The sequence below is a fragment of the Ottowia sp. genome, assembly GCF_035325765.1.
Taxonomy (GTDB): Bacteria; Pseudomonadota; Gammaproteobacteria; order Burkholderiales; family Burkholderiaceae_C; genus Ottowia.
The window spans coordinates 13,219-32,059 of record NZ_DAOKZG010000006.1 but is presented as its reverse complement, the minus strand read 5'-3'; the positions used below and the strand labels follow the sequence as shown (position 1 = coordinate 32,059).

Sequence of the window (18,841 nt, the reverse complement as noted above, 5' to 3'; positions counted from 1 at the left end):
GAACGATAGCGCAAATGCCGGCCCTGGCATATAGGGATCACGCTAGGTTTGCGACGCTTCGACTTAGGGGTTTCTACTGGCGTCCGAGTCCGACAGACCGCGCTGCGAGGCCTCGGCCTCGGCCACGGCCGCCTGGGCCGCCTCGACCACCGCGGCGCGCACGCGCGCGGTCAGGCTCCCCATCTGCTCGTGCAGGACGCGTGCGACCGCCTCGTCCAGGCGCCGGTCCAACTCGTCCCCGAGACGCGCCAGGATCTGCGCGGTCGGCAACGCCGGCGGCGGCACAACCGCCTCACCTGCCGGCCCTCCCGCCGCCTGAACGGATGGCGAATCGGCTTGCGCCGCCGCCCCGGGCGGCTCCTGCAACGAATCGTGGACCTCAGGTTCGACCTGCCGCACCACCTCGGTCAGGGTCGGTACCAGCCGCGGGTCCGGGCGGAAGGGGACATCATCGGCTTCAATCGGCATGCGGCTCCTGCGGCCTGGCGGCGTCGTGGGATGCAATGGCGTAGCCGCGCTCGGCGTAGTGGCGCCAGCGCAGTCGCGCGTGCGTGCGATCGGCGGTGTCGGAGCCCACCAGCTCGATCAGCCGCTCGAAGCGCTCGAAGCCCTGGGGCAGCGCCTGGCCCAGGTGCACCAGCAGGCTGCTGTCCGCGAGCTCGCTGCAGCGGCTCGCCAGCACGATCGGCGTGGCGTCGCGCAGTGGCGCCGGTGCGTCCGCCAGGCAATGGGGGATGAATGCCAGGGGCGCAAAGCTCCACAGCGCGGTGTCCAGCGCATGCAGCGCCTCGAGTTCGGCCAGCACGCCGACACGCGCGCCGTGCGCATGCGCCTTGCGCAGCAGCCGGCAGGCATAGTCGACCTTGTCGGCCACATTGAAGTGGAACATCACCTCGGTCATCGGCAAGTCCCGTTCCGCACCAGCGCGCGCACCGGCTGCCGGCCTCAGCCGCGCGCGGGCGCAGGCTTGGCGCGCCGGGCCGGCGCGGGCGTCGGCACCTGGCCGAGCAGGTAGCGCAGCAGCAGGCCCACCGGTCGACCGGTGGCGCCTTTCTCCTTGCCACCCTTCCAGGCCGTGCCTGCAATATCCAGGTGCGCCCAGTCGAAGGCCCCGGCAAATCGCTGCAGGAACTTCGCCGCCGTGACCGCGCCGGCGGGGCGCCCGGCGACATTGGCGACGTCGGCGAAGTTGGACTTCAGGCCCTCGGCGTATTCGTCATCGAGCGGCATGCGCCAGCACGGATCGAGTGCCTGCTCGCCAGCCGCCAGCAGCGCCTCGGCGAGCGCGTCACTGCTCGCGAACATGCCGCTGCGCACGCTGCCCAGGGCGATCACGCAGGCACCGGTGAGCGTGGCGATGTCCACCACGGCGCGCGGTTTCAGGCGCTCGGCATAGGCCAGGGCATCGCACAGCACCAGGCGGCCCTCGGCGTCGGTGTTCAGGATCTCGATGGTCTGGCCGCTCATGCTGGTCACGACGTCGCCCGGCTTGACGGCGCGCCCGCCGGGCATGTTCTCGCTGGCCGCGATCAGGCCGACCACGTTGAGCGCCGGCTGCAGTTCGGCCAGCGCGCGGAACACGCCGAGCACGCTGGCCGCGCCGCTCATGTCGAACTTCATTTCGTCCATCTCGGCCGGTGGCTTGAGCGAGATGCCCCCGGTGTCGAAGGTCACGCCCTTGCCGACCAGCACGATCGGCGCCGTCCCCTTGGCTGCGCCGTTGTAGCGCAGTTCGATGAAGCGCGGTTCCTCGGCCGAACCCTGGGCCACCGCCAGGAAGGCGCCCATGCCCAGGCGCGCCATCTCCCGGGGCCCGCGCACCGTGCACTGCACTCGTCGCAGGCGCGCCAGGTCCTGCGCGGCGCCGGCCAGCAGCGTCGGCGTCGCGTGGTTGGCGGGCCGGTTCGCCCATTCGCGCGCGTATTCCACCCCCAGGGCGGTGGCGCGCGCCTGCTCGAATTCGGCCTGCACCGCGGCGGCGCGGGGCACCGCGATCACGGCGCGCGCGAGTCGGGGCTGCGCTTCGGCCCGGCTCTTGCCGCGCGTCGTCAGATAGACATAGGCAGCCTCGGCCGCCGCCAGCGTCGCCGCCTGCACCGCGCCCGGCTGCGGCTCCTGCGCGAAGCAGAACACCACCGCCTCCGCCGGCCCGGCGCGCAGGCTGCTGGTCGCCGCCGCCACCGCCTTGCGCACCGCCGCCGGCTGGCCACCCTGCACGCTGGCCAGCAGCACGCGCTCGGCCTTGACCCCCGCCACGCCGTAGCTGGCGAGCAGGCTGCCCGGCTTGTGCCGGAGATCGCCGCTCGCGAGCGCCCGCTCGATCAGCGCGGACAAGGCGTCCTTACCGGCCTCGAAACCCTCCGCGACCAGCACCACCAGCGCCGCCGCAGCGCGTCGATGCACCGCTTCCAAGCGCAGCGAACTCAATTCAACGTCCATAATCGATGCATTCTCCTTCTGATTGATGTTATTCGATTCCGCCCTTCGCAAAGAGCTCGGCCGCAGCTTTGGCGCAACCCTGGTGGTGCTGATCACCATCGTCATGACGGTGCTGCTGATCCGCACGCTGGGGCAGGCTTCGGCCGGTCGTGTCAATCCGTCCGAGGTGATGCTGGTGATGGGCTTCACCGTGCTCGGCCACCTGCCGACCATCCTGACGCTCAGCCTGTTCGTCGCCATCACGGCGACGCTCACGCGCATGTACGCGAGCAGCGAGATGGTGGTGTGGTTTTCCTGCGGCCAGGGGCTGTCCGCCTTCGTGCGTCCACTGTTGCGCTTCGCCTGGCCGGTGCTGCTGGCGGTGGTGGTCCTGGCGCTGCTCGTCTGGCCCTGGTCGCACCAGCAGATCCGCGAACTGCGCGATCGCTACCAGGCGCGTGGCGACATCGAGCGCGTGGCGCCGGGCCGCTTCATCGAATCGGCCAGCGGTCAGCGCGTGTTCTTCATCGACAAGGACACTGCCGACGCCTACAGCGGCAGCAACATCTTCATCGCCACCAGCGACGGCGGCGTCGAGTCGGTCGTCTCGGCCCAGAGCGGGCGCGTCGTGACCCGCGACGCGGAGCGCTTCCTCGAGCTCGAGCATGGATCGCGACTGGAAGTCAACCGCACCCAAGGCACGCTGCGCATGACCGAGTTCGCGCAGTACAGCAATCGCATCGACGCCAGCATCCCGACCCGAGTGCGCTCTGACTCGCCGAGCCTGGCATCCACCTTCGAATTGCTGCTGGAGCCCACGCCGCGCAACCAGGCCGAGCTGTCCTGGCGCCTCGGGCTGGCCCTGGCCGGCTTCAACTGCGTGCTGATCGCGCTGGCTGCCACGCGTGTGAACCCACGCGTGGGCCGCAGCGCCGGCCTGGTGTTCGCCCTTTTCGCCTTCACCACCTACTACAACCTGATCGGCGCCGGGCAGAACTGGATCGCGCGCCAGCGCCTGGGCCTGGGCGCCTACCTGCTGCTGCTGCACGGCGGCATCTGCCTGGCGGCGCTGGTCTGGCTGTACTGGCGTCAGCGCAACTGGCGCGTGCGTCGCGGCAACCGGCCGGCAGTCACGCCATGAGGACGATCCGCCACCTGATTCACGCCGAGGTGCTGCGCGCGGTGGGTTTCATCGCACTCGCCTTCCTGGCGCTGTTCTTCTTCTTCGACCTGGTCGACGAGTTGGGTGCCATCGACCAGCACGCGCTGCGCGGCTACTCGCTGGCCCACGCCCTGCTCTACGTCACCCTGCAGGTGCCCAACCACCTGTATGAACTGCTGCCGATCGCCGTGCTGATCGGCACCATCTACGTGATGGCGCGCCTGGCCGAGAGCTCCGAATACACCATCCTGCGCACCAGCGGCCTGGGGCCGCTGCAGGCGCTGCGCACCCTGCTCGCCCTCGGGCTGGCGTTCGTCGTGCTGACCTTCGCCGTGGGCGACTACCTGGCACCGGCCGCCAACCAGGCGGCCAAGAACCTGCAGGCCCGGTTCCTCGGCGACATCACGGTCGGGCGCACCGGCGCCTGGATGAAGGACCGCACGGACACCCGCAACTATTCGGTCAACGTCGGCGCCCTGCGCCCGGACGGCAGCCTGGGGACGGTGCGCATCTTCGAGTTCAGCAACCAGGACCAGCGCCTGCTGTCCACCACGCGCGCCGCCTCGGGCCGCTTTGCCGCCGGTGCCTGGGAGCTGCAGGACGTCGAGCGGCGCGAACTGGCAACCGTGGATGCGCCGCTGCCCGAGATCGGCATCCAGCACCTGCCCGAATGGACCTGGCACACCGGAATCACCATGGACATGGTGACCGCCGCCCTGCTCAGCCCCGACCGCATGCAGACGCTGGACCTGTTCCACTACATCAACCACCTGCAAAGCAACGGCCAGAGCGCACAGCGCTACCAGATCGAGTTCTGGCGCAAGGTGTTCTACCCCATCAGCTGCCTGGTGATGATGGTGCTCGCCCTGCCCTTCGCCTACCTGCATTTCCGCAGCGGCAACATCGCCGGCTACGTGTTCCTGGGCGTGCTGGTAGGCATCAGCTTCTTCCTGCTGAACAACGTGTTCGGCTTCATCGGCAACCTGCGCGACTGGGAACCCTGGCTCGCCGCGGCCGCGCCCGGACTGCTGTATTCGGCGCTGTCGCTCGGAGCCTTCAGCTGGCTGGTGCTGCGGCAATGAGCCGCGCCCGCCCCGGCCGCGCACCCGGGACGCCATAATGGCGGGCCTTCCCATGCCAGCGCGATGAATCTTCACCAGTTCCGTTTCGTCCAGGAGGCGGTGCGCCGCAACCTGAACCTGACCGAGGCGGCCAAGGCACTGCACACCTCGCAGCCCGGCGTCTCCAAGGCCATCATCGAACTGGAAGAGGAACTCGGCGTCGAGATCTTCACGCGTCACGGCAAGCGCCTCAAGCGCGTCACCGAGCCGGGCCAGCACGTGCTCGACAGCATCGCCATCATCCTGCGCGAAGTCGGCAACCTCAAGCGCATCGGCGAGCAGTACAGTGCCCAGGACAGCGGGACGCTATCGATCGCCACCACCCACGCGCAGGCCCGCTACGTGCTGCCGACGCCGATCGCGCGCCTGCGCGAGCGCTACCCCAAGGTCAACATCAGCCTGCACCAGGGCGCGCCGGACCAGGTGGCGCGCATGGTGATCGACGAGACTGCCGACCTGGGCATCGCCACCGAGTCGCTCGCCGACTATCCGAACCTGATCACCCTGCCCTGCTACGAATGGCAGCACATGCTGGTGCTGCCCGTGGGACATCCGCTCGCGAGCAAGGAGCGATTGACGCTGGAAGACATCGCCGCCCATCCGCTGGTCACCTACCACCCCTCGTTCACGGGGCGCGCGCGCATCGACCACGCGTTTGCCCAGCGCCAGCTGGCCCCGCGCATCGCGCTCGAGGCGATCGATTCGGACGTCATCAAGACCTATGTGCGCCTGGGCCTTGGCATCGGCATCGTCGCCGAGATGGCGGTCCAGGGCGAGCCCGAATCCGATCTCGCGACACGCCCGCTGGGCCAGCTGCTGGGCCAGAACGTGGCGCGCCTGGCACTCAAGCGCGGCGCCTGGCTGCGTGACTTCGTCTATCACTTCGCCAGCCTGCTGTCCGACCGGCTGGACAAGGACCTGATCCTCAAGGCCATGAACGGCCAGTCCCAGGACTATGAGCTCTGAACGCACCCCGACCTTTCCCTCGCGCCTGCCCAACGTCGGCACCACCATCTTCACCGTCATGTCGGCGCTGGCGCTGGAGCACCAGGCCGTCAACCTGGGCCAGGGCTTCCCCGACTTCGGCTGCGATCCAAAGCTGGTCGACGCCGTCACCGAAGCCATGCGCCAGGGCCACAACCAGTACCCGCCCATGCCGGGCGCGCTGCCGCTGCGCACCGCCATCGCGGCCAAGGTCGAGCACCTCTACGGCCGTCGCTACGACGTGGCCAGCGAGATCACCGTCACCGCCGGTGCCACCCAGGCCATCCTGACGGCCATCCTGTGCTGCGCCGGTCCGGGCGACGAGGTCATCGTGCTCGAGCCCTGCTACGACAGCTACGTGCCCAACATCGAGCTCACCGGCGCGGCCGTGGTGCGCGTGCCGCTCACGCCCGGCAGCTTCCGCCCCGACTTCGACAGGATCGCCGCCGCGCTCACGCCGCGCACGCGCGCCATCCTCGTCAACAGCCCGCACAACCCCAGCGGCATGGTCTGGTCCGCGGCCGACATGCAGCGCCTTCAGGATCTGCTCGCGCCCACCGACGTGCTGGTGATCAGCGACGAGGTCTACGAGCACATGGTCTACGCCCCGCTGCGCCACGAGAGCGTGGCGCGCTGGCCGGGCCTGGCGGCGCGCAGCTTCATCATCTCCAGCTTCGGCAAGACCTATCACGTGACGGGCTGGAAGGTCGGCTACGTCGCGGCGCCGGCGGCGCTGACGGCAGAATTCCGCAAGGTGCACCAGTTCAACGTGTTCACCGTCAACACGCCGATGCAGCATGGCCTGGCGGCCCACATGCAGGACTCCGCACCCTACCTGGAGCTGCCGGCGTTCTACGGCGCCAAGCGCGACCTGTTTCGCGCCGGCCTCGCGGGCACGCGCTTCCGACTGCTGCCCTGCGAAGGCACCTACTTCCAGACCGCGTCCTATGCCGACCTGGCCGGCCCCGAGCGCGACCTCGGCGAAGCCGACTTCTGCCAGTGGCTCACGCGCGAAGTCGGCGTCACCGCCATTCCGCTGTCGGCCTTCTATGGCGACGGCTTCGAGCAGCAGACCATCCGCTTCTGCTTCGCCAAGCAGGACGACACCCTGCGCGCGGCGCTGGCGCGGCTGGCGCGGCTGTAGCGCCCGCCGGCGTCATCATTTGTTGCCCCTGGCGGGGCATGCAGCCGTTATAGTGCACCTTTGAGCCTCGTTACCACCGAGCAGGAGACCCCCGGTGGACCATCAACAGCGCCAGCACATCGACACTGTGCTCGGACTCACGAGCAGGCCTGGTGACGCCCGCATGGCGACGGCACGGGTGCGGCACGACGAAATCATCCGCCACTCCTGGCAGCGCTGCGTCGACGACCACGGGCTCGACCCGACCCGCATGCAGGAGGCCCGCATCCTGCCCTGGGATCGCCTGCGCGAGCACCAGGAACGCATCGAGGAATTCACCCACATCGCGCGCCACGGCCTGACCGACCTCTACCGCCAAGTCGCCGGCGCCGGCTACGTGGTGCTGCTGACCGACAGCCACGGCGTCACGGTGGACTACATGGGCGACCAGCAGGCGGCGGCGCAACTGCGCCGCGCCGGCCTCTACCTGGGCGCCGACTGGGCCGAGGCCCACGCCGGCACCTGCGCCGTCGGCACCGCGCTGGCGACCGGCCACGCGCTCACCGTGCACCAGTCCGACCACTTCGACGCCACCCACATCCCGCTCACCTGCACCGCCGCGCCGGTGTTCGATTCGCTCGGCAGCCTGAACGCCATCATCGACATCTCGGCACTGGTCTCGCCCGGGCCCAAGTCCAGCCAGCAGCTGGCGCTGCAGCTGGTGCGCATCTACGCCCACCACATCGAGAACGCGCACTTCACGCGCATGCACTGCCGCGATTGGATGCTGCGCCTGTCCAGCGCGCCGGCCTTCGTCGACGTCAACCCCGACTACCTGCTGGCGCTCGACGCGGCCGGCCGCGTGGTCGGCCACAACCGGCGCGCGCAGCAACTGCTGGAGCGGGAGCTGGGCCTGGCGCCCGCCGCGCCGGGCCAACCCAGCCAGGTGCTGGGCCAGCCTTTCGACACGATCTTCGACACCCCGTTCGAGGGGCTCGGACACTACCTCGTGGCCCTGCCGGCCGAGCGGCGCGTGATCACCCTCCGCCACAGCGGCCGCACCCTGTTCCTCGGCGCCGTGCCGCCGTCGGCGCGCATCGCCAGCAGCCGCGCCGGCGCCGAAGAGGCACCCCGCCTGCCGCCGCCGCTGGCCGCGCTCAGCGGCGGCGATGCGGCGCTGGAGCGCCAGCTGCAGCGCGCCGCGCGCCTGGCCGATTCACCGATCAACCTGCTGGTGCATGGCGAGACCGGCACCGGCAAGGAATACTTCGCCAAGGCGCTGCATGCCGCCAGCGCACGCCGCCAGCATCCGTTCATCGCCGTCAACTGCGCCGCCATCCCGGAAAACCTGATCGAGAGCGAGCTGTTCGGCCACCTGCCCGGCAGCTTCTCGGGCGCCGGCCCGAAGGCCAAGCGCGGCCTGATCCAGGAAGCCGACGGCGGCACCCTGTTCCTGGACGAGATCGGCGACATGCCGCACGCGCTGCAATCGCGCCTGCTGCGCGTGCTGTCCGAGCGCGAGGTGCTGGCCATCGGCGCCGCGCGCCCGGTGCCGGTCGACATCCGCGTCATCTCGGCCAGCCACCACGCGCTGGAGCAATTGGTGCGCCAGGCGCGCTTCCGCGAAGACCTCTACTACCGCCTGAACGGCGCCCTCGTCACCCTGCCGCCGCTGCGCCAGCGTAGCGACCTCGGCTGGCTGATCGACAAGCTGCTGGGCGACGGCGTGCGCATCAGCACGGCAGCGCGGGCCCTGCTGGTGGCGTACCGCTGGCCGGGCAACCTGCGCGAGCTGGCCAACGTGCTCGAATACGCGCGCGCCGTCTGCAACCAGGGCCTGATCGAGCCCGACGACCTGCCCGAAGGCCTGGCGCGCCAGGCGCCGGTGCGTCTTGCCGCGCCGCCGATCGCCGCGACACCAGCACCAGCACCCGCGCCGCCGCCCACAGCCCTGGCGTCCGACCCGCACCACCTACCGCCGGACGGCCTGCTGCTGCTGCAAACCCTGCGCGCGGCCGGCTGGAACCTGAGCGCCGTGGCACGCCAGCTCGGCGTCAGCCGCATGACGGTCTACCGTCGCATGGAACGCTTCGGCATCCGCTCGCCGAACCAGCAGGACACGACGCGCAAGCAGAAGGCGCTCTAGGGCAACGCTGAATGAGTCCCTCGCGCGCTGCGCATCCCCGCCTGCGGCGATCTGCGGCGTTGCTCCCGAGTCCGTCTCGCCGTCTTTCCAGCAGCACGGAAATCCAGGCCGTGCCAGCTGTCCACGTGCACGGCCTGCACGCGTGACACCTGTCACACGCCGATGTGTAGCCGCTGACTGAAGCGCCGAATCCCTGCGGGTATTCCCTGACTTTTCGGGCACAAGACCCGACCCCCCACGCTGGCACGCCATTTGCATCCCCTGTCTGTGGAGCACAAGACAGGAGACAAGCATGCGCAAGAGTGCGCGGACGCCGGCCCCCACAACGCCGACGCCGGTTCGCGACACGGCCGCGGACGAAGCAGGCGGCCCCCTGGTCGGCATCATCGCCAACCCGGTCTCGGCGCGCGACATCCGACGCGTGGTGGCCAACGCCAGCAGCCTGCAGCTGACCGACCGCGTCAACATCGTGCTGCGCGCACTGGCGGCGCTGGGCGCCTGCGGCATCGAGCGCGTGCGCATGATGCCGGACCGCGACGGCCTGCGGGCCCTGCTGCAGCGCCACCTGACGCGCGAGCGCGCCGCTGCCCGCCCCGGCTACCGCTGGCCGCAGCTGGAATGGCTGCAGATGCCGGTGACCGGTCGCGTCGACGACACCCTGTGCGCGGCGCGCCTGCTGCGCGAGGCCGGGGCCGCCGCCATCATCGTGCTCGGCGGCGACGGCACGCACCGCGCCGTGGTGCGCGAATGCGGCCAGGTGCCGATCGCGGGCCTGTCCACCGGCACCAACAACGCCTATCCCGAGCTGCGCGAATCGACCCTGGCCGGCCTCGCCGTCGGGCTCTACGCGACCGGGCGCATCGCGCCGGAGACAGCGCTGGCCTTCAACAAGCGCCTGGACGTGGCGCTGAATGCCGGGCGCGCGGACGCGCGCCACGACATCGCCCTGGTCGACGTGGCGATTGCACGCGAACGCTACATCGGCGCCAAGGCGCTATGGCGCGCCGACTCATTGGCCGCCGTCTACCTGGCGTTTGCCGAGCCGCAGGCGCTTGGCCTGTCCTCGATCGGCGGCCTGCTGGCGCCGGTCGGGCGTCGCGAACCGGGCGGACTGTGCGTCGAACTGGCGCCGCCCCCCGAGGCAACGCTCGCGGGCGCTGCGGCTGAACCCCTGTTCCAACTGCGCGCCCCGATCGCGCCCGGCCTGCTGCAGCCGGTCCCGATCCACGGCTGGACCGCCCTGGCCGACGGCCAACCGGCCCGGGTGCGCCAGCACGCCGGCGTCGTCGCGCTCGACGGCGAGCGCGAAATCGCCTTTGGTGCCGATGACGACCTGACGGTGACGCTACGCGAACGCGCCTTCTGCTCGGTGGACATCGCCGCCTGCCTGCGCCACGCCGCCTGCGCGGGCCTGCTGCGCAGCGCATCGGCTGCCACCCACCCCGGCGACGCCACGACCGCCACGCTAGTTTGACCCTCACCCCCCAGACCCACAACCCAAGGAGACCCGACATGGCTGGAACCTACCCATCGTCTGCTGAGCCCCTCGGCCGCGACGAATTGCTCGACTGCTATCGCAAGATGCGCACCATTCGCGAGTTCGAGGAACGCCTGCACGTGGAATTCGCGCGCGGCGACATTCCCGGCTTCGTCCACCTCTACGCCGGCGAGGAAGCCTCGGCGGTCGGCATCATGCATCACCTGCTCGATGGCGACCGCATCGCCAGCACGCACCGCGGCCACGGCCACTGCATCGCCAAGGGCGTGGACGTGGTCGCCATGATGAAGGAGATCTACGGCAAGATCGGCGGCTCCTGCAACGGCAAGGGCGGCTCGATGCACATTGCCGACCTGTCCAAGGGCATGCTGGGCGCCAACGGCATTGTCGGCGCCGGGGCACCGCTGATCTGCGGCGCCGCGCTGGCGGCCAAGTTCCGCGGCAAAGGCGAAGTCGGCATCACCTTCATGGGCGACGGCGCCTCCAACCAAGGCACTGTGCTGGAGAGCATGAACCTGGCGGCGGTCTGGAACCTGCCGATGATCTTCGTGGTCGAGAACAACGGCTACGCCGAGGCCACCTCGCGCGACTACGCCACGGCCGCCGACAGCTACGTCGATCGCGCCGCCGGCTTCGGCATTCCCGGCGTCACCGTCGACGGCATCGACTTCTTTGCCGTGCACGAGGCCGCGGGCGAAGTCATCCGGCGCGCGCGCGAAGGCGGCGGCCCGTCCCTGCTGGAGTGCAAGCTGGTGCGCTTCTACGGCCACTTCGAGGGCGACGCCCAGACCTACCGCGCGCCGGGCGAACTGGAGGACATCCGCGCCAACCGCGACTGTCTGATCGCGTTTGCCGCGCGCGTGACCGAATCCGGCGTGATCCGCCAGGCCGAGCTCGACGCCATCGACCAGGAGGTGCTGACGCTGATCGACCGCGCCGTCGACGAGGCCAAGGCAGCGCCCCTGCCCACCGCGGCCGACCTGCTCACCGACGTTTACGTCAAGTATTGAACACCCCCAAACAGGAGACCTGAACCATGGCCCGAAAACTCAGCATGAAGCTGGCGGTCAATGAAGCGATCGACCAGGAAATGGCACGCGATTCGAGCGTCATCAAGCTCGGCGAAGACATCGTCGGCGGCACCGGCACCCAGGGCGAGCAGGACGCCTGGGGCGGCGTGCTCGGCGTCACCAAGGGCTTGCACGCCAAGCACGGCGACCGCATGCTCGACACCCCGCTGTCCGAAAGCGCCTACATCGGCGCCGCGGTCGGCGCTGCCGCCTGCGGCATGCGCCCGGTGGCCGAACTGATGTTCATCGACTTCATGGGCGTCTGCTTCGACCAGATCTTCAACCAGGCGGCCAAGTTCCGCTACATGTTCGGCGGCAAGGCCGAGACCCCGGTGGTGATCCGCGCCATGGTCGGCGCCGGCTTTCGCGCCGCCGCCCAGCACTCGCAGATGCTGACCCCCATCTTCACCCACATCCCGGGCTTGAAGGTGGTGTGCCCGAGCACGCCCTACGATACCAAGGGCCTGCTGATCCAGTCGATCCGCGACAACGACCCGGTGATCTTCTGCGAGCACAAGAACCTCTACGGCCTGGAGGGCGAGGTGCCGGAAAACCCCTACGCCATCCCGTTCGGCGAGGCCAACATCGTGCGCGACGGCAAGCACGTGACCATCGTCGCCTACGGGCTGATGGTGCACCGCGCGCTGGAGGCCGCCACCGCGCTGGCCCGGGACGGCATCGAGGCCGAGGTGATCGACCTGCGCACGCTCTCGCCGCTCGACCTGGACACCGTGCTGGAGTCGGTCGAGAACACCGGCCACCTGGTGGTGGTCGACGAAGCCAGCCCACGCTGCAACATCGCCACCGACATCTCGGCTCAGGTCGCGCAGCAGATCTTCGGCGCGCTCAAGGGGCCGATCGAGATGGTGGCGCCGCCCCACGTCCCGGTGCCGTTCTCGCCGGTGCTGGAAGACCTCTACATCCCGAGCGCCGAACGCATCGTCGAAGCCGCGCGCCGCACGCTCGGCAAGGGAGGCAAGCACTGATGAGCGCCACCATCACCCCCATCGTCATGCCCAAGTGGGGCCTGGAAATGCGCGAGGGCATCGTGCACGACTGGCTGGTTGCCGAAGGCGATCGGATCGAGGTCGGCCAGCCGCTGGTCGACGTCGAGACCGACAAGATCTCCAACTCGGTCGAGGCCACCGACGCCGGCCTGCTGCGCCGCATCGTCGCGCAGACGGGCGAGACGCTGCCGGTCAAGGCGCTGCTCGGCGTGCTGGCCGACAGCGCCGTCAGTGATGCCGACATCGACGCCTACGTGGCCGCTTTCGAGGTGCCCGAGGTAGGAGCCGGCGAGGAGGACAGCGGGCCCGCCTACGACTACGCCGAGCTCGACGGGATCCGCGTGCGCTACGCGCGCCGCGGACCGGACGACGGCAACGCCGTGGTCTTCATCCACGGCTTCGGCGGCGACCTGAACAACTGGCTGTTCAACCTCGACCCGGTGGCCGAAAAGCACCCCGTCATCGCGCTCGACCTGCCGGCGCACGGCCAGACCACGGTCCAGCTCGCAGGTGCCACGCTGAAGGACATGGCGGCCTTCGTCGGCCGTTTCCTGGACGCCATCGGCATCGCCTCGGCGCACCTCGTGGGCCACTCGATGGGCGGCGGCATCGCGGCGCAGCTGGCGCTGGACGCGCCGGACCGGGTGCGTTCGCTGGCGCTGATCGACAGCGCCGGCTTCGGCGACGAGATCAACCTGGACTACATCAACGGCTTCATCCACGCCGAATCGCGGCGCGAGCTCAAGCCGGTAGCGGCACTGCTGTTTGCTGACGCCGACCTGGTGAGTCGCCAGCTGCTCGACGACCTGCTCAAGTACAAGCGCCTCGACGGCGTGACCGAAGCACTGGAAACGCTGAGCACCCAGCTGTTTGCCGGCGGCCGCCAGGCCGAGCAGCCCGGCAAGGCGCTGGGCAGCTTCGGCAAGCCGGTGTTGCTGGTCTGGGGCCAGGCCGACCAGGTCATTCCGAGTCACCACGCCGCCGCGGCCCCCGCGGGGGCCCAGGTTACCGTGCTGGAGGGCGCCGGCCACATGCCGCAGATGGAAAAGGCGAGCGAGGTGAACACGCTGCTGCGCAAGCACCTGGATACCTAAATCCCGGGGCCGGACCGGTCGCCGGGCCACAATGCGTCGATGCACTTTTGCCTGATCGAGCCTCGCGGCGTGGCGACCGACCCGATCGCCGCCGAACTCGAGCTGCTGCCGCTGGCCACGCGCCCGGTGGCCCAGCTCTGGTCCACCCGGCAATGCCTGGTGGTGCCGCGCAGCTACCGACAGTTCACGGGCTATGAGGCCGCGCGCGCCGACTTCGGCGCGCGCGGCTGCCCGGTCTTCGAGCGCCCTTCCGGCGGCGGCCTGGTGCCGCTGGGGCCCGGCTTCCTGACCCTCAGCCTGGCCTATCCCCTGCCCGGCCCGCCGGGGCAATGGATGGAGGCGGTCTACCTGCACCTGTGCCGCCTGCTGCAGCAGGCGCTGCGGGGGTTCGGCATGGAGACCCACTGGCAGGCGGTGTCCGGTTCGTTCTGCGATGGCCGCTTCAATCTCGCCAGCGGCACGCCGAATCAGGCGCGCAAGATCGCTGGTACGGCCCAATACTGGCGCCGGCTGCCCGCCAGTGCCGAGCCCGGCGCCCCGAGCCACGCCGTGCTGGCGCACGCCGTGTTGTTGGTCGAGCCCGACCTGTCGGCCGCACACGCCTGGGCCAACGGCTTCGAGCAGGCCATCGGCAGCGGCCGCCGCTACGACCCGGCCCGCACCGTGAGCGTGGCACAGATGCTCGGTCGCCAGGCCCGCTCCGACCTGCTGGCCCAGGTCACACAGGCGCTCTCACGCGCCTTGCAGCACGCCGAACCCCCGGGCCTGGCTCCCTAAGCGCCGAGCCGCACACGCCCACGATCAGGTCCGCAGCGGCAGCAACGCGCCGATGGCGATGAAGATGCCGCCGCAGACGCGGTTGAAACCGCGCCCCACGCGCGCCAGCCAGCGACTGATCCCCTGCGCCAGACTGGCGATGAAGACCTCGGTGACGATCTCGATGCCGACGAAAGTGCCGGCCATGATCGCGAACTGCAGCGCCAGGCTCCGGGCCGGGTCGATGAACTGCGGCAGAAAGGCGGCGAAGAACAGGATCGCCTTCGGGTTCGTCATGGCCGACAGCGCGCCCTGGCGAAACAGGGTCCAGCCGCCTATCCGCACGACAGCGGGCTGGAGCTCCAGCGCGGCAATCGGCGGCGCGCGCCAGACCTGGATGCCAAGCCACACCAGGTAGGCGCCTCCCAGCCATTTCAGGATCGCCAGCCACAGCAGCGAGCTCTGCAGCAGCGTGCCGATGCCGAACATCGACAGCGCGATGATGGTGGCAAAGCCGACCGCCCCGCCAGCAACGGTGAACAGCGTGCGATTGCGCCCGTGCAGCGCGCCATGGGTCAGCGCCAGCAGGCCGTTCGGCCCGGGCGACAGCGACAGGCCGACGGCCGCGAGGAAGTAGATGAACCAGGTGTGCAGTTGCATGGAAGGCGGCTTGGCGCGTGCGGCTATCAGCGAGCATACCCGCGCGACATCCTGCCCGCTGCCTCGCAGCGAGGATCCCGTGCACGCCGGCTCACAACCCCGGTCTCTCGGGGACGTCGAGATGGCGCAGCGTTTCGAAATGTCAGGCACTGACAGACGTCAGAAACAGGTGCGTGGCCGCCGGGCAACTCACCGGGGCCTGGAAGCCCCGGAGGTGTGGCCTGTGACCGAGGCGCAATCGGGGCGCCCTCGTTCCATCGACCCGACACGAAAAAAGCCGCGCGGCCCTTGCCCGGGCACGCGCGGCCAGCCGCGGCACGGAGCGCTCTACTTGCGCTGCGGCGGCATGTCGGTGCAGGCGCCCAGCACCGCCTCGGCCGCCATGCCGATGCTCTCGCCCAGGGTAGGGTGCGGGTGGATGGTGCCGCCGATGTCGACCGCGTCGGCGCCCATCTCGATCGCCAGCGCGACCTCACCGATCATGTCGCCCGCGTGCGTGCCGACGATGCCGCCGCCGACGATGCGGCCCGTGGCTTCCTCGAACAGCAGCTTGGTGAAGCCCTCGTCGCGTCCGTTGGCGATGGCCCGGCCCGAGGCCGACCAGGGGAAGAGGCCCTTCCTGACCTTCACGCCCTGCGCCTTGGCCTGGTCCTCGGTCAGGCCGACCCAGGCCACCTCGGGGTCGGTGTAGGCCACGCTCGGGATCACGCGGGCGTTGAAGGCCGCGCGGGCATGCGCCTCGTCGCCCTTGAGCTCGCCGAAGATGACTTCGGCCGCCACGTGCCCCTCGTGCACCGCCTTGTGCGCCAGCATGGGCTGGCCGACGATGTCGCCGATGGCGAAGATGTGTGGCACGTTGGTGCGCATCTGGATGTCGACGTCGATGAAGCCGCGGTCGGTGACCGCCACACCGGCCTGGTCGGCGCCGATCTTCCTGCCGTTGGGGCTGCGGCCGACGGCCTGCAGCACCAGGTCGTAGGTTTGCGGCGCGGGGGCGTTCTCGCCCTCGAAGCTGACCTCGATGCCCGCGTCCGTGGCCTTGGCGGCCACCGTTCTGGTCTTGAGCATGATGTTGTCAAAACGCGGCGCGTTCAGCTTCTGCCAGACCTTGACCAGGTCGCGGTCGGCGCCCTGCATCAGGCCATCGAGCATCTCGACCACGTCCAGGCGCGCGCCCAGCGTGCTGTAGACGGTGCCCATCTCCAGGCCGATGATGCCGCCGCCCAGGATCAGCATGCGCTTGGGCACGCGCTTGAGCGCCAACGCGCCGGTGCTGTCGACCACGCGCGGGTCTTCGGGCATGAAGGGCAGGCGCACGGCCTGCGAGCCGGCGGCGATGATGCAATGCTTGAAGCGGACCACCTGCTTCTGGCCGGTCTTGGCCTGCCCACCACCCAACGTCTCCTCGACCATCACGTGGTGCGGGTCGGCAAACGTGCCATAGCCGCGCAGGATGGTGACCTTGCGCATCTTGGCCATCATCGCGAGCCCACCGGTCAGCTTGCCGATCACCTTCTCCTTGTGCGTGCGCAGCTTGTCGATGTCGACCTTGGGCTGGCCGCCGTAGTCGATGCCCAGGGCCGCCAGTTGGCTCACCTCGTCCATCACCGCAGCCACGTGCAGCAGCGCCTTGGACGGGATGCAGCCGACGTTCAGGCAAACCCCGCCCAGGGTCGCGTAGCGCTCGACCAGCACCACCTTCAGGCCCAGGTCGGCAGCGCGGAAGGCGGCCGAGTAGCCGCCCGGGCCGCCACCGAGCACCAGCACCTCGCACTCCAGGTCGGCGCTGCCCCCAAAGCTCGCCGCCGTCGGCGCCGGTGCAGCGGCTGCGGGGGCAGGCGCCGGCGCGGCTGCCGGGGCAGGCGCGGCCGTTACCGCTTCACCGGCGGCCTCCAGCGTGAGGATCACCGAGCCCTCGCCCACCTTGTCGCCCAGCTTGACCTTCATTTCCTTGACCACGCCAGCGTGACTGGAAGGGATTTCCATCGACGCCTTGTCGCTCTCGACGGTGATCAGGCTCTGCTCCACCTTGACGCTGTCGCCCGGCTGCACCAGCAGTTCGATCACGCCGACGTCGCTGAAGTCGCCGATGTCCGGCACCTTGATGTCTATCACGGCCATGTCAGCGTCTCCCTCACAGCACGATGCGGCGGTAGTCCGCCAGCACCTGGGCCAGGTAGGCGTTGAAGCGTGCGGCGGCGGCGCCGTCGATCACGCGGTGGTCGTAGGACAGCGACAGCGGCAGCATCAGGCGGGGATTGAACTGCTTGCCGTCCCACACCGGTTTCATGTCGCTGCGCGACAGGCCCAGGATCGCCACCTCGGGCGCGTTGATGATGGGCGTGAAGTGCGTGCCGCCGATGCCGCCCAGCGAGCTGATGGTGAAGCACCCACCCTGCATGTCGGCCGCGCCGAGCTTGCCCTCGCGCGCCTTGGCAGCCAGTTCGCCCATTTCGGCGCTGATCTGCAGGATGCCCTTCTGGTCGGCGTTCTTCAGCACCGGCACCACCAGGCCGTTCGGGGTATCGGCGGCAAAGCCGATGTGGAAGTACTGCTTGTAGACCAGGGCGTCGCCGTCCAGGCTGGCGTTGAACTCGGGATACTTCTTCAGCGCCGCGACCACCGCCTTGATGACGAAGGCAAGCATCGTCACGCGCGCGCCACTCTTCTCGTTTTCCTTGTTGGTGCGCTTGCGGAAGGACTCGAGCTCGGTGATGTCCGCCTCGTCGTTGTTGGTGACGTGCGGGATCATCACCCAGTTGCGCGACAGGTTGGCGCCGCTGATCTTCTTGATGCGGGACAGTTCCTTGCGCTCGACCGGGCCGAACTTGGCGAAATCGATCTTGGGCCAGGGCAGCAAGTCCATGCCGACACCGCCGCCCCCGACGCCGCCGCGCGCAGCCTGTGCCTGGGTCTGCACCGCGCCGCTCATGACCGAGCGGGTGAAGCCCTGCACGTCTTCCTGCGTGATGCGTCCCTTGGGGCCCGTGCCTTGCACCTCCGCCAGCGGCACGCCCAGCTCACGGGCGAACTTGCGCACGCTCGGGCTGGCGTGCGGCAGGCCGACCACCGACGCCGTCGGCTCGTGCGGCGGCTGCGCGGCAATCGGCGCCGCCGCCGGGGCTGCAGCCACCGGTGCCGGAGCGGCCACCGGCGCGGCCGCCGCGGCAGCGGCCGCTGCGGGCGCCGCTGCGGCCGGCGCACTGCCGCCCGCACCCTCCAGGATCGCCACCAGGTCGCCCTGGTTGACCTTGTCGCCCAGCTTGACCTTGAGCTCCTTCACCACGCCGGCGGCGGGCGAGGGAATTTCCATCGACGCCTTGTCGGACTCGACGGTGAACAGCGACTGCTCGGCCTTCACGGTGTCGCCCGGCTTGACCAGCAACTCGATCACGCCAACGTCCTTGAAGTCGCCGATGTCGGGCAAGCGCACCTCGATCGGACCGCTGGCGGCTGCCGCAGCAGACGGCGCAGGAGCCGGGGCCGCCGGAGCCGCCGCGACCGCAGGCGTCGCCGCCGGTGCGGGCACAGCAGCCGCCGGCGCGTCCGCGCCGGCGCTCTCCAGCAGCAGGATCACACTGCCCTCGCTCACCTTGTCGCCCAGCTTGACCTTGAGCTCCTTCACCACGCCGGCGTGGCTGGAAGGAATCTCCATCGAGGCCTTGTCCGACTCCACCGTGACGAGCGACTGCTCGACCTTCACGCTGTCGCCGGGCTTGACCAGCAACTCAATCACGCCGACGTCCGAGAAATCCCCGATGTCCGGCACTTTCACTTCGACCATGGCCATGTCGTTCCCCCT

Annotated in this window: 16 protein-coding genes; 10 read left to right on the top strand and 6 right to left on the bottom strand. The window is 69.7% G+C overall.

The window, feature by feature from the left end; genetic code table 11:
• Window positions 1–63: 63 nt before the first annotated feature.
• From PKA16_RS03870 to PKA16_RS03860, 3 genes are read right to left on the bottom strand one after another with little or no spacing between them, the layout of a single operon-like run.
• Window positions 64–468, bottom strand: a complete 405-nt coding sequence (locus PKA16_RS03870; RefSeq protein ID WP_324400587.1) for a hypothetical protein — start codon at window positions 466–468, stop codon at window positions 64–66.
• Window positions 458–901, bottom strand: coding sequence for a DNA polymerase III subunit chi (locus tag PKA16_RS03865; protein ID WP_324400693.1), 444 nt, complete (start codon window positions 899–901; stop codon window positions 458–460). Before PKA16_RS03865 ends, PKA16_RS03870 begins: the two co-directional genes overlap by 11 nt.
• A gap of 44 nt (window positions 902–945) precedes the next feature.
• On the bottom strand, window positions 946–2,439 hold the full coding sequence (locus PKA16_RS03860; RefSeq protein ID WP_324400586.1) for a leucyl aminopeptidase: 1,494 nt from the start codon (window positions 2,437–2,439) through the stop codon (window positions 946–948).
• Window positions 2,440–2,464: 25 nt separating this feature from the next.
• Between PKA16_RS03860 and lptF the strand changes: the two genes are divergently transcribed.
• The 10 genes from lptF to PKA16_RS03810 all read left to right on the top strand — a co-directional run bounded on the left by lptF (window position 2,465) and on the right by PKA16_RS03810 (window position 14,400).
• Entirely contained in the window at window positions 2,465–3,559 is a 1,095-nt protein-coding gene (lptF, locus tag PKA16_RS03855) for an LPS export ABC transporter permease LptF (protein ID WP_324400584.1), read from the top strand.
• Complete coding sequence (gene lptG / locus PKA16_RS03850) at window positions 3,556–4,662, top strand: LPS export ABC transporter permease LptG (protein ID WP_324400582.1); 1,107 nt, start codon at window positions 3,556–3,558, stop codon at window positions 4,660–4,662. Before lptF ends, lptG begins: the two co-directional genes overlap by 4 nt.
• A 63-nt stretch (window positions 4,663–4,725) precedes the next feature.
• Window positions 4,726–5,667 (top strand): CysB family HTH-type transcriptional regulator, encoded by a 942-nt coding sequence (locus PKA16_RS03845; protein ID WP_324400581.1) that lies wholly within the window; start codon window positions 4,726–4,728, stop codon window positions 5,665–5,667.
• Window positions 5,657–6,829 carry a pyridoxal phosphate-dependent aminotransferase gene (locus PKA16_RS03840; protein WP_324400579.1) on the top strand — a complete coding sequence of 391 codons (1,173 nt, stop codon included), beginning with the start codon at window positions 5,657–5,659 and terminating at the stop codon, window positions 6,827–6,829. The genes PKA16_RS03845 and PKA16_RS03840 overlap by 11 nt, the downstream gene beginning before the upstream one ends.
• Window positions 6,830–6,923: 94 nt before the next feature.
• Window positions 6,924–8,954 (top strand): sigma-54-dependent Fis family transcriptional regulator, encoded by a 2,031-nt coding sequence (locus PKA16_RS03835; protein ID WP_324400577.1) that lies wholly within the window; start codon window positions 6,924–6,926, stop codon window positions 8,952–8,954.
• Between the two features lie 292 nt (window positions 8,955–9,246).
• Window positions 9,247–10,428 (top strand): NAD(+)/NADH kinase, encoded by a 1,182-nt coding sequence (locus PKA16_RS03830; protein WP_324400575.1) that lies wholly within the window; start codon window positions 9,247–9,249, stop codon window positions 10,426–10,428.
• A 38-nt stretch (window positions 10,429–10,466) separates the two neighbouring features.
• The gene (locus PKA16_RS03825) at window positions 10,467–11,462 is read left to right on the top strand and encodes a thiamine pyrophosphate-dependent dehydrogenase E1 component subunit alpha (RefSeq protein ID WP_324400573.1); all 996 of its coding nucleotides are present in this window, start codon (window positions 10,467–10,469) and stop codon (window positions 11,460–11,462) included.
• A 26-nt stretch (window positions 11,463–11,488) separates the two neighbouring features.
• Complete coding sequence (locus tag PKA16_RS03820; RefSeq protein ID WP_324400571.1) at window positions 11,489–12,508, top strand: alpha-ketoacid dehydrogenase subunit beta; 1,020 nt, start codon at window positions 11,489–11,491, stop codon at window positions 12,506–12,508.
• Window positions 12,508–13,623, top strand: coding sequence for an acetoin dehydrogenase dihydrolipoyllysine-residue acetyltransferase subunit (locus PKA16_RS03815; protein WP_324400569.1), 1,116 nt, complete (start codon window positions 12,508–12,510; stop codon window positions 13,621–13,623). The genes PKA16_RS03820 and PKA16_RS03815 overlap by 1 nt, the downstream gene beginning before the upstream one ends.
• Before the next feature lie 39 nt (window positions 13,624–13,662).
• Window positions 13,663–14,400, top strand: a complete 738-nt coding sequence (locus PKA16_RS03810; protein ID WP_324400567.1) for a lipoate--protein ligase family protein — start codon at window positions 13,663–13,665, stop codon at window positions 14,398–14,400.
• Between the two features lie 24 nt (window positions 14,401–14,424).
• Here the strand turns inward: PKA16_RS03810 and PKA16_RS03805 are convergent, their stop codons facing one another.
• The 3 genes from PKA16_RS03805 to aceF form a co-directional block, all read right to left on the bottom strand.
• Entirely contained in the window at window positions 14,425–15,039 is a 615-nt protein-coding gene (locus tag PKA16_RS03805; protein WP_324400565.1) for a LysE family transporter, read from the bottom strand.
• A 327-nt stretch (window positions 15,040–15,366) separates the two neighbouring features.
• A complete protein-coding gene (gene lpdA / locus PKA16_RS03800) occupies window positions 15,367–17,160 on the bottom strand; it encodes a dihydrolipoyl dehydrogenase (protein WP_324400563.1) in 1,794 nt (597 codons plus the stop codon).
• Between the two features lie 13 nt (window positions 17,161–17,173).
• Window positions 17,174–18,829, bottom strand: coding sequence for a dihydrolipoyllysine-residue acetyltransferase (gene aceF / locus PKA16_RS03795; protein WP_324400561.1), 1,656 nt, complete (start codon window positions 18,827–18,829; stop codon window positions 17,174–17,176).
• Window positions 18,830–18,841 lie beyond the last annotated feature (12 nt).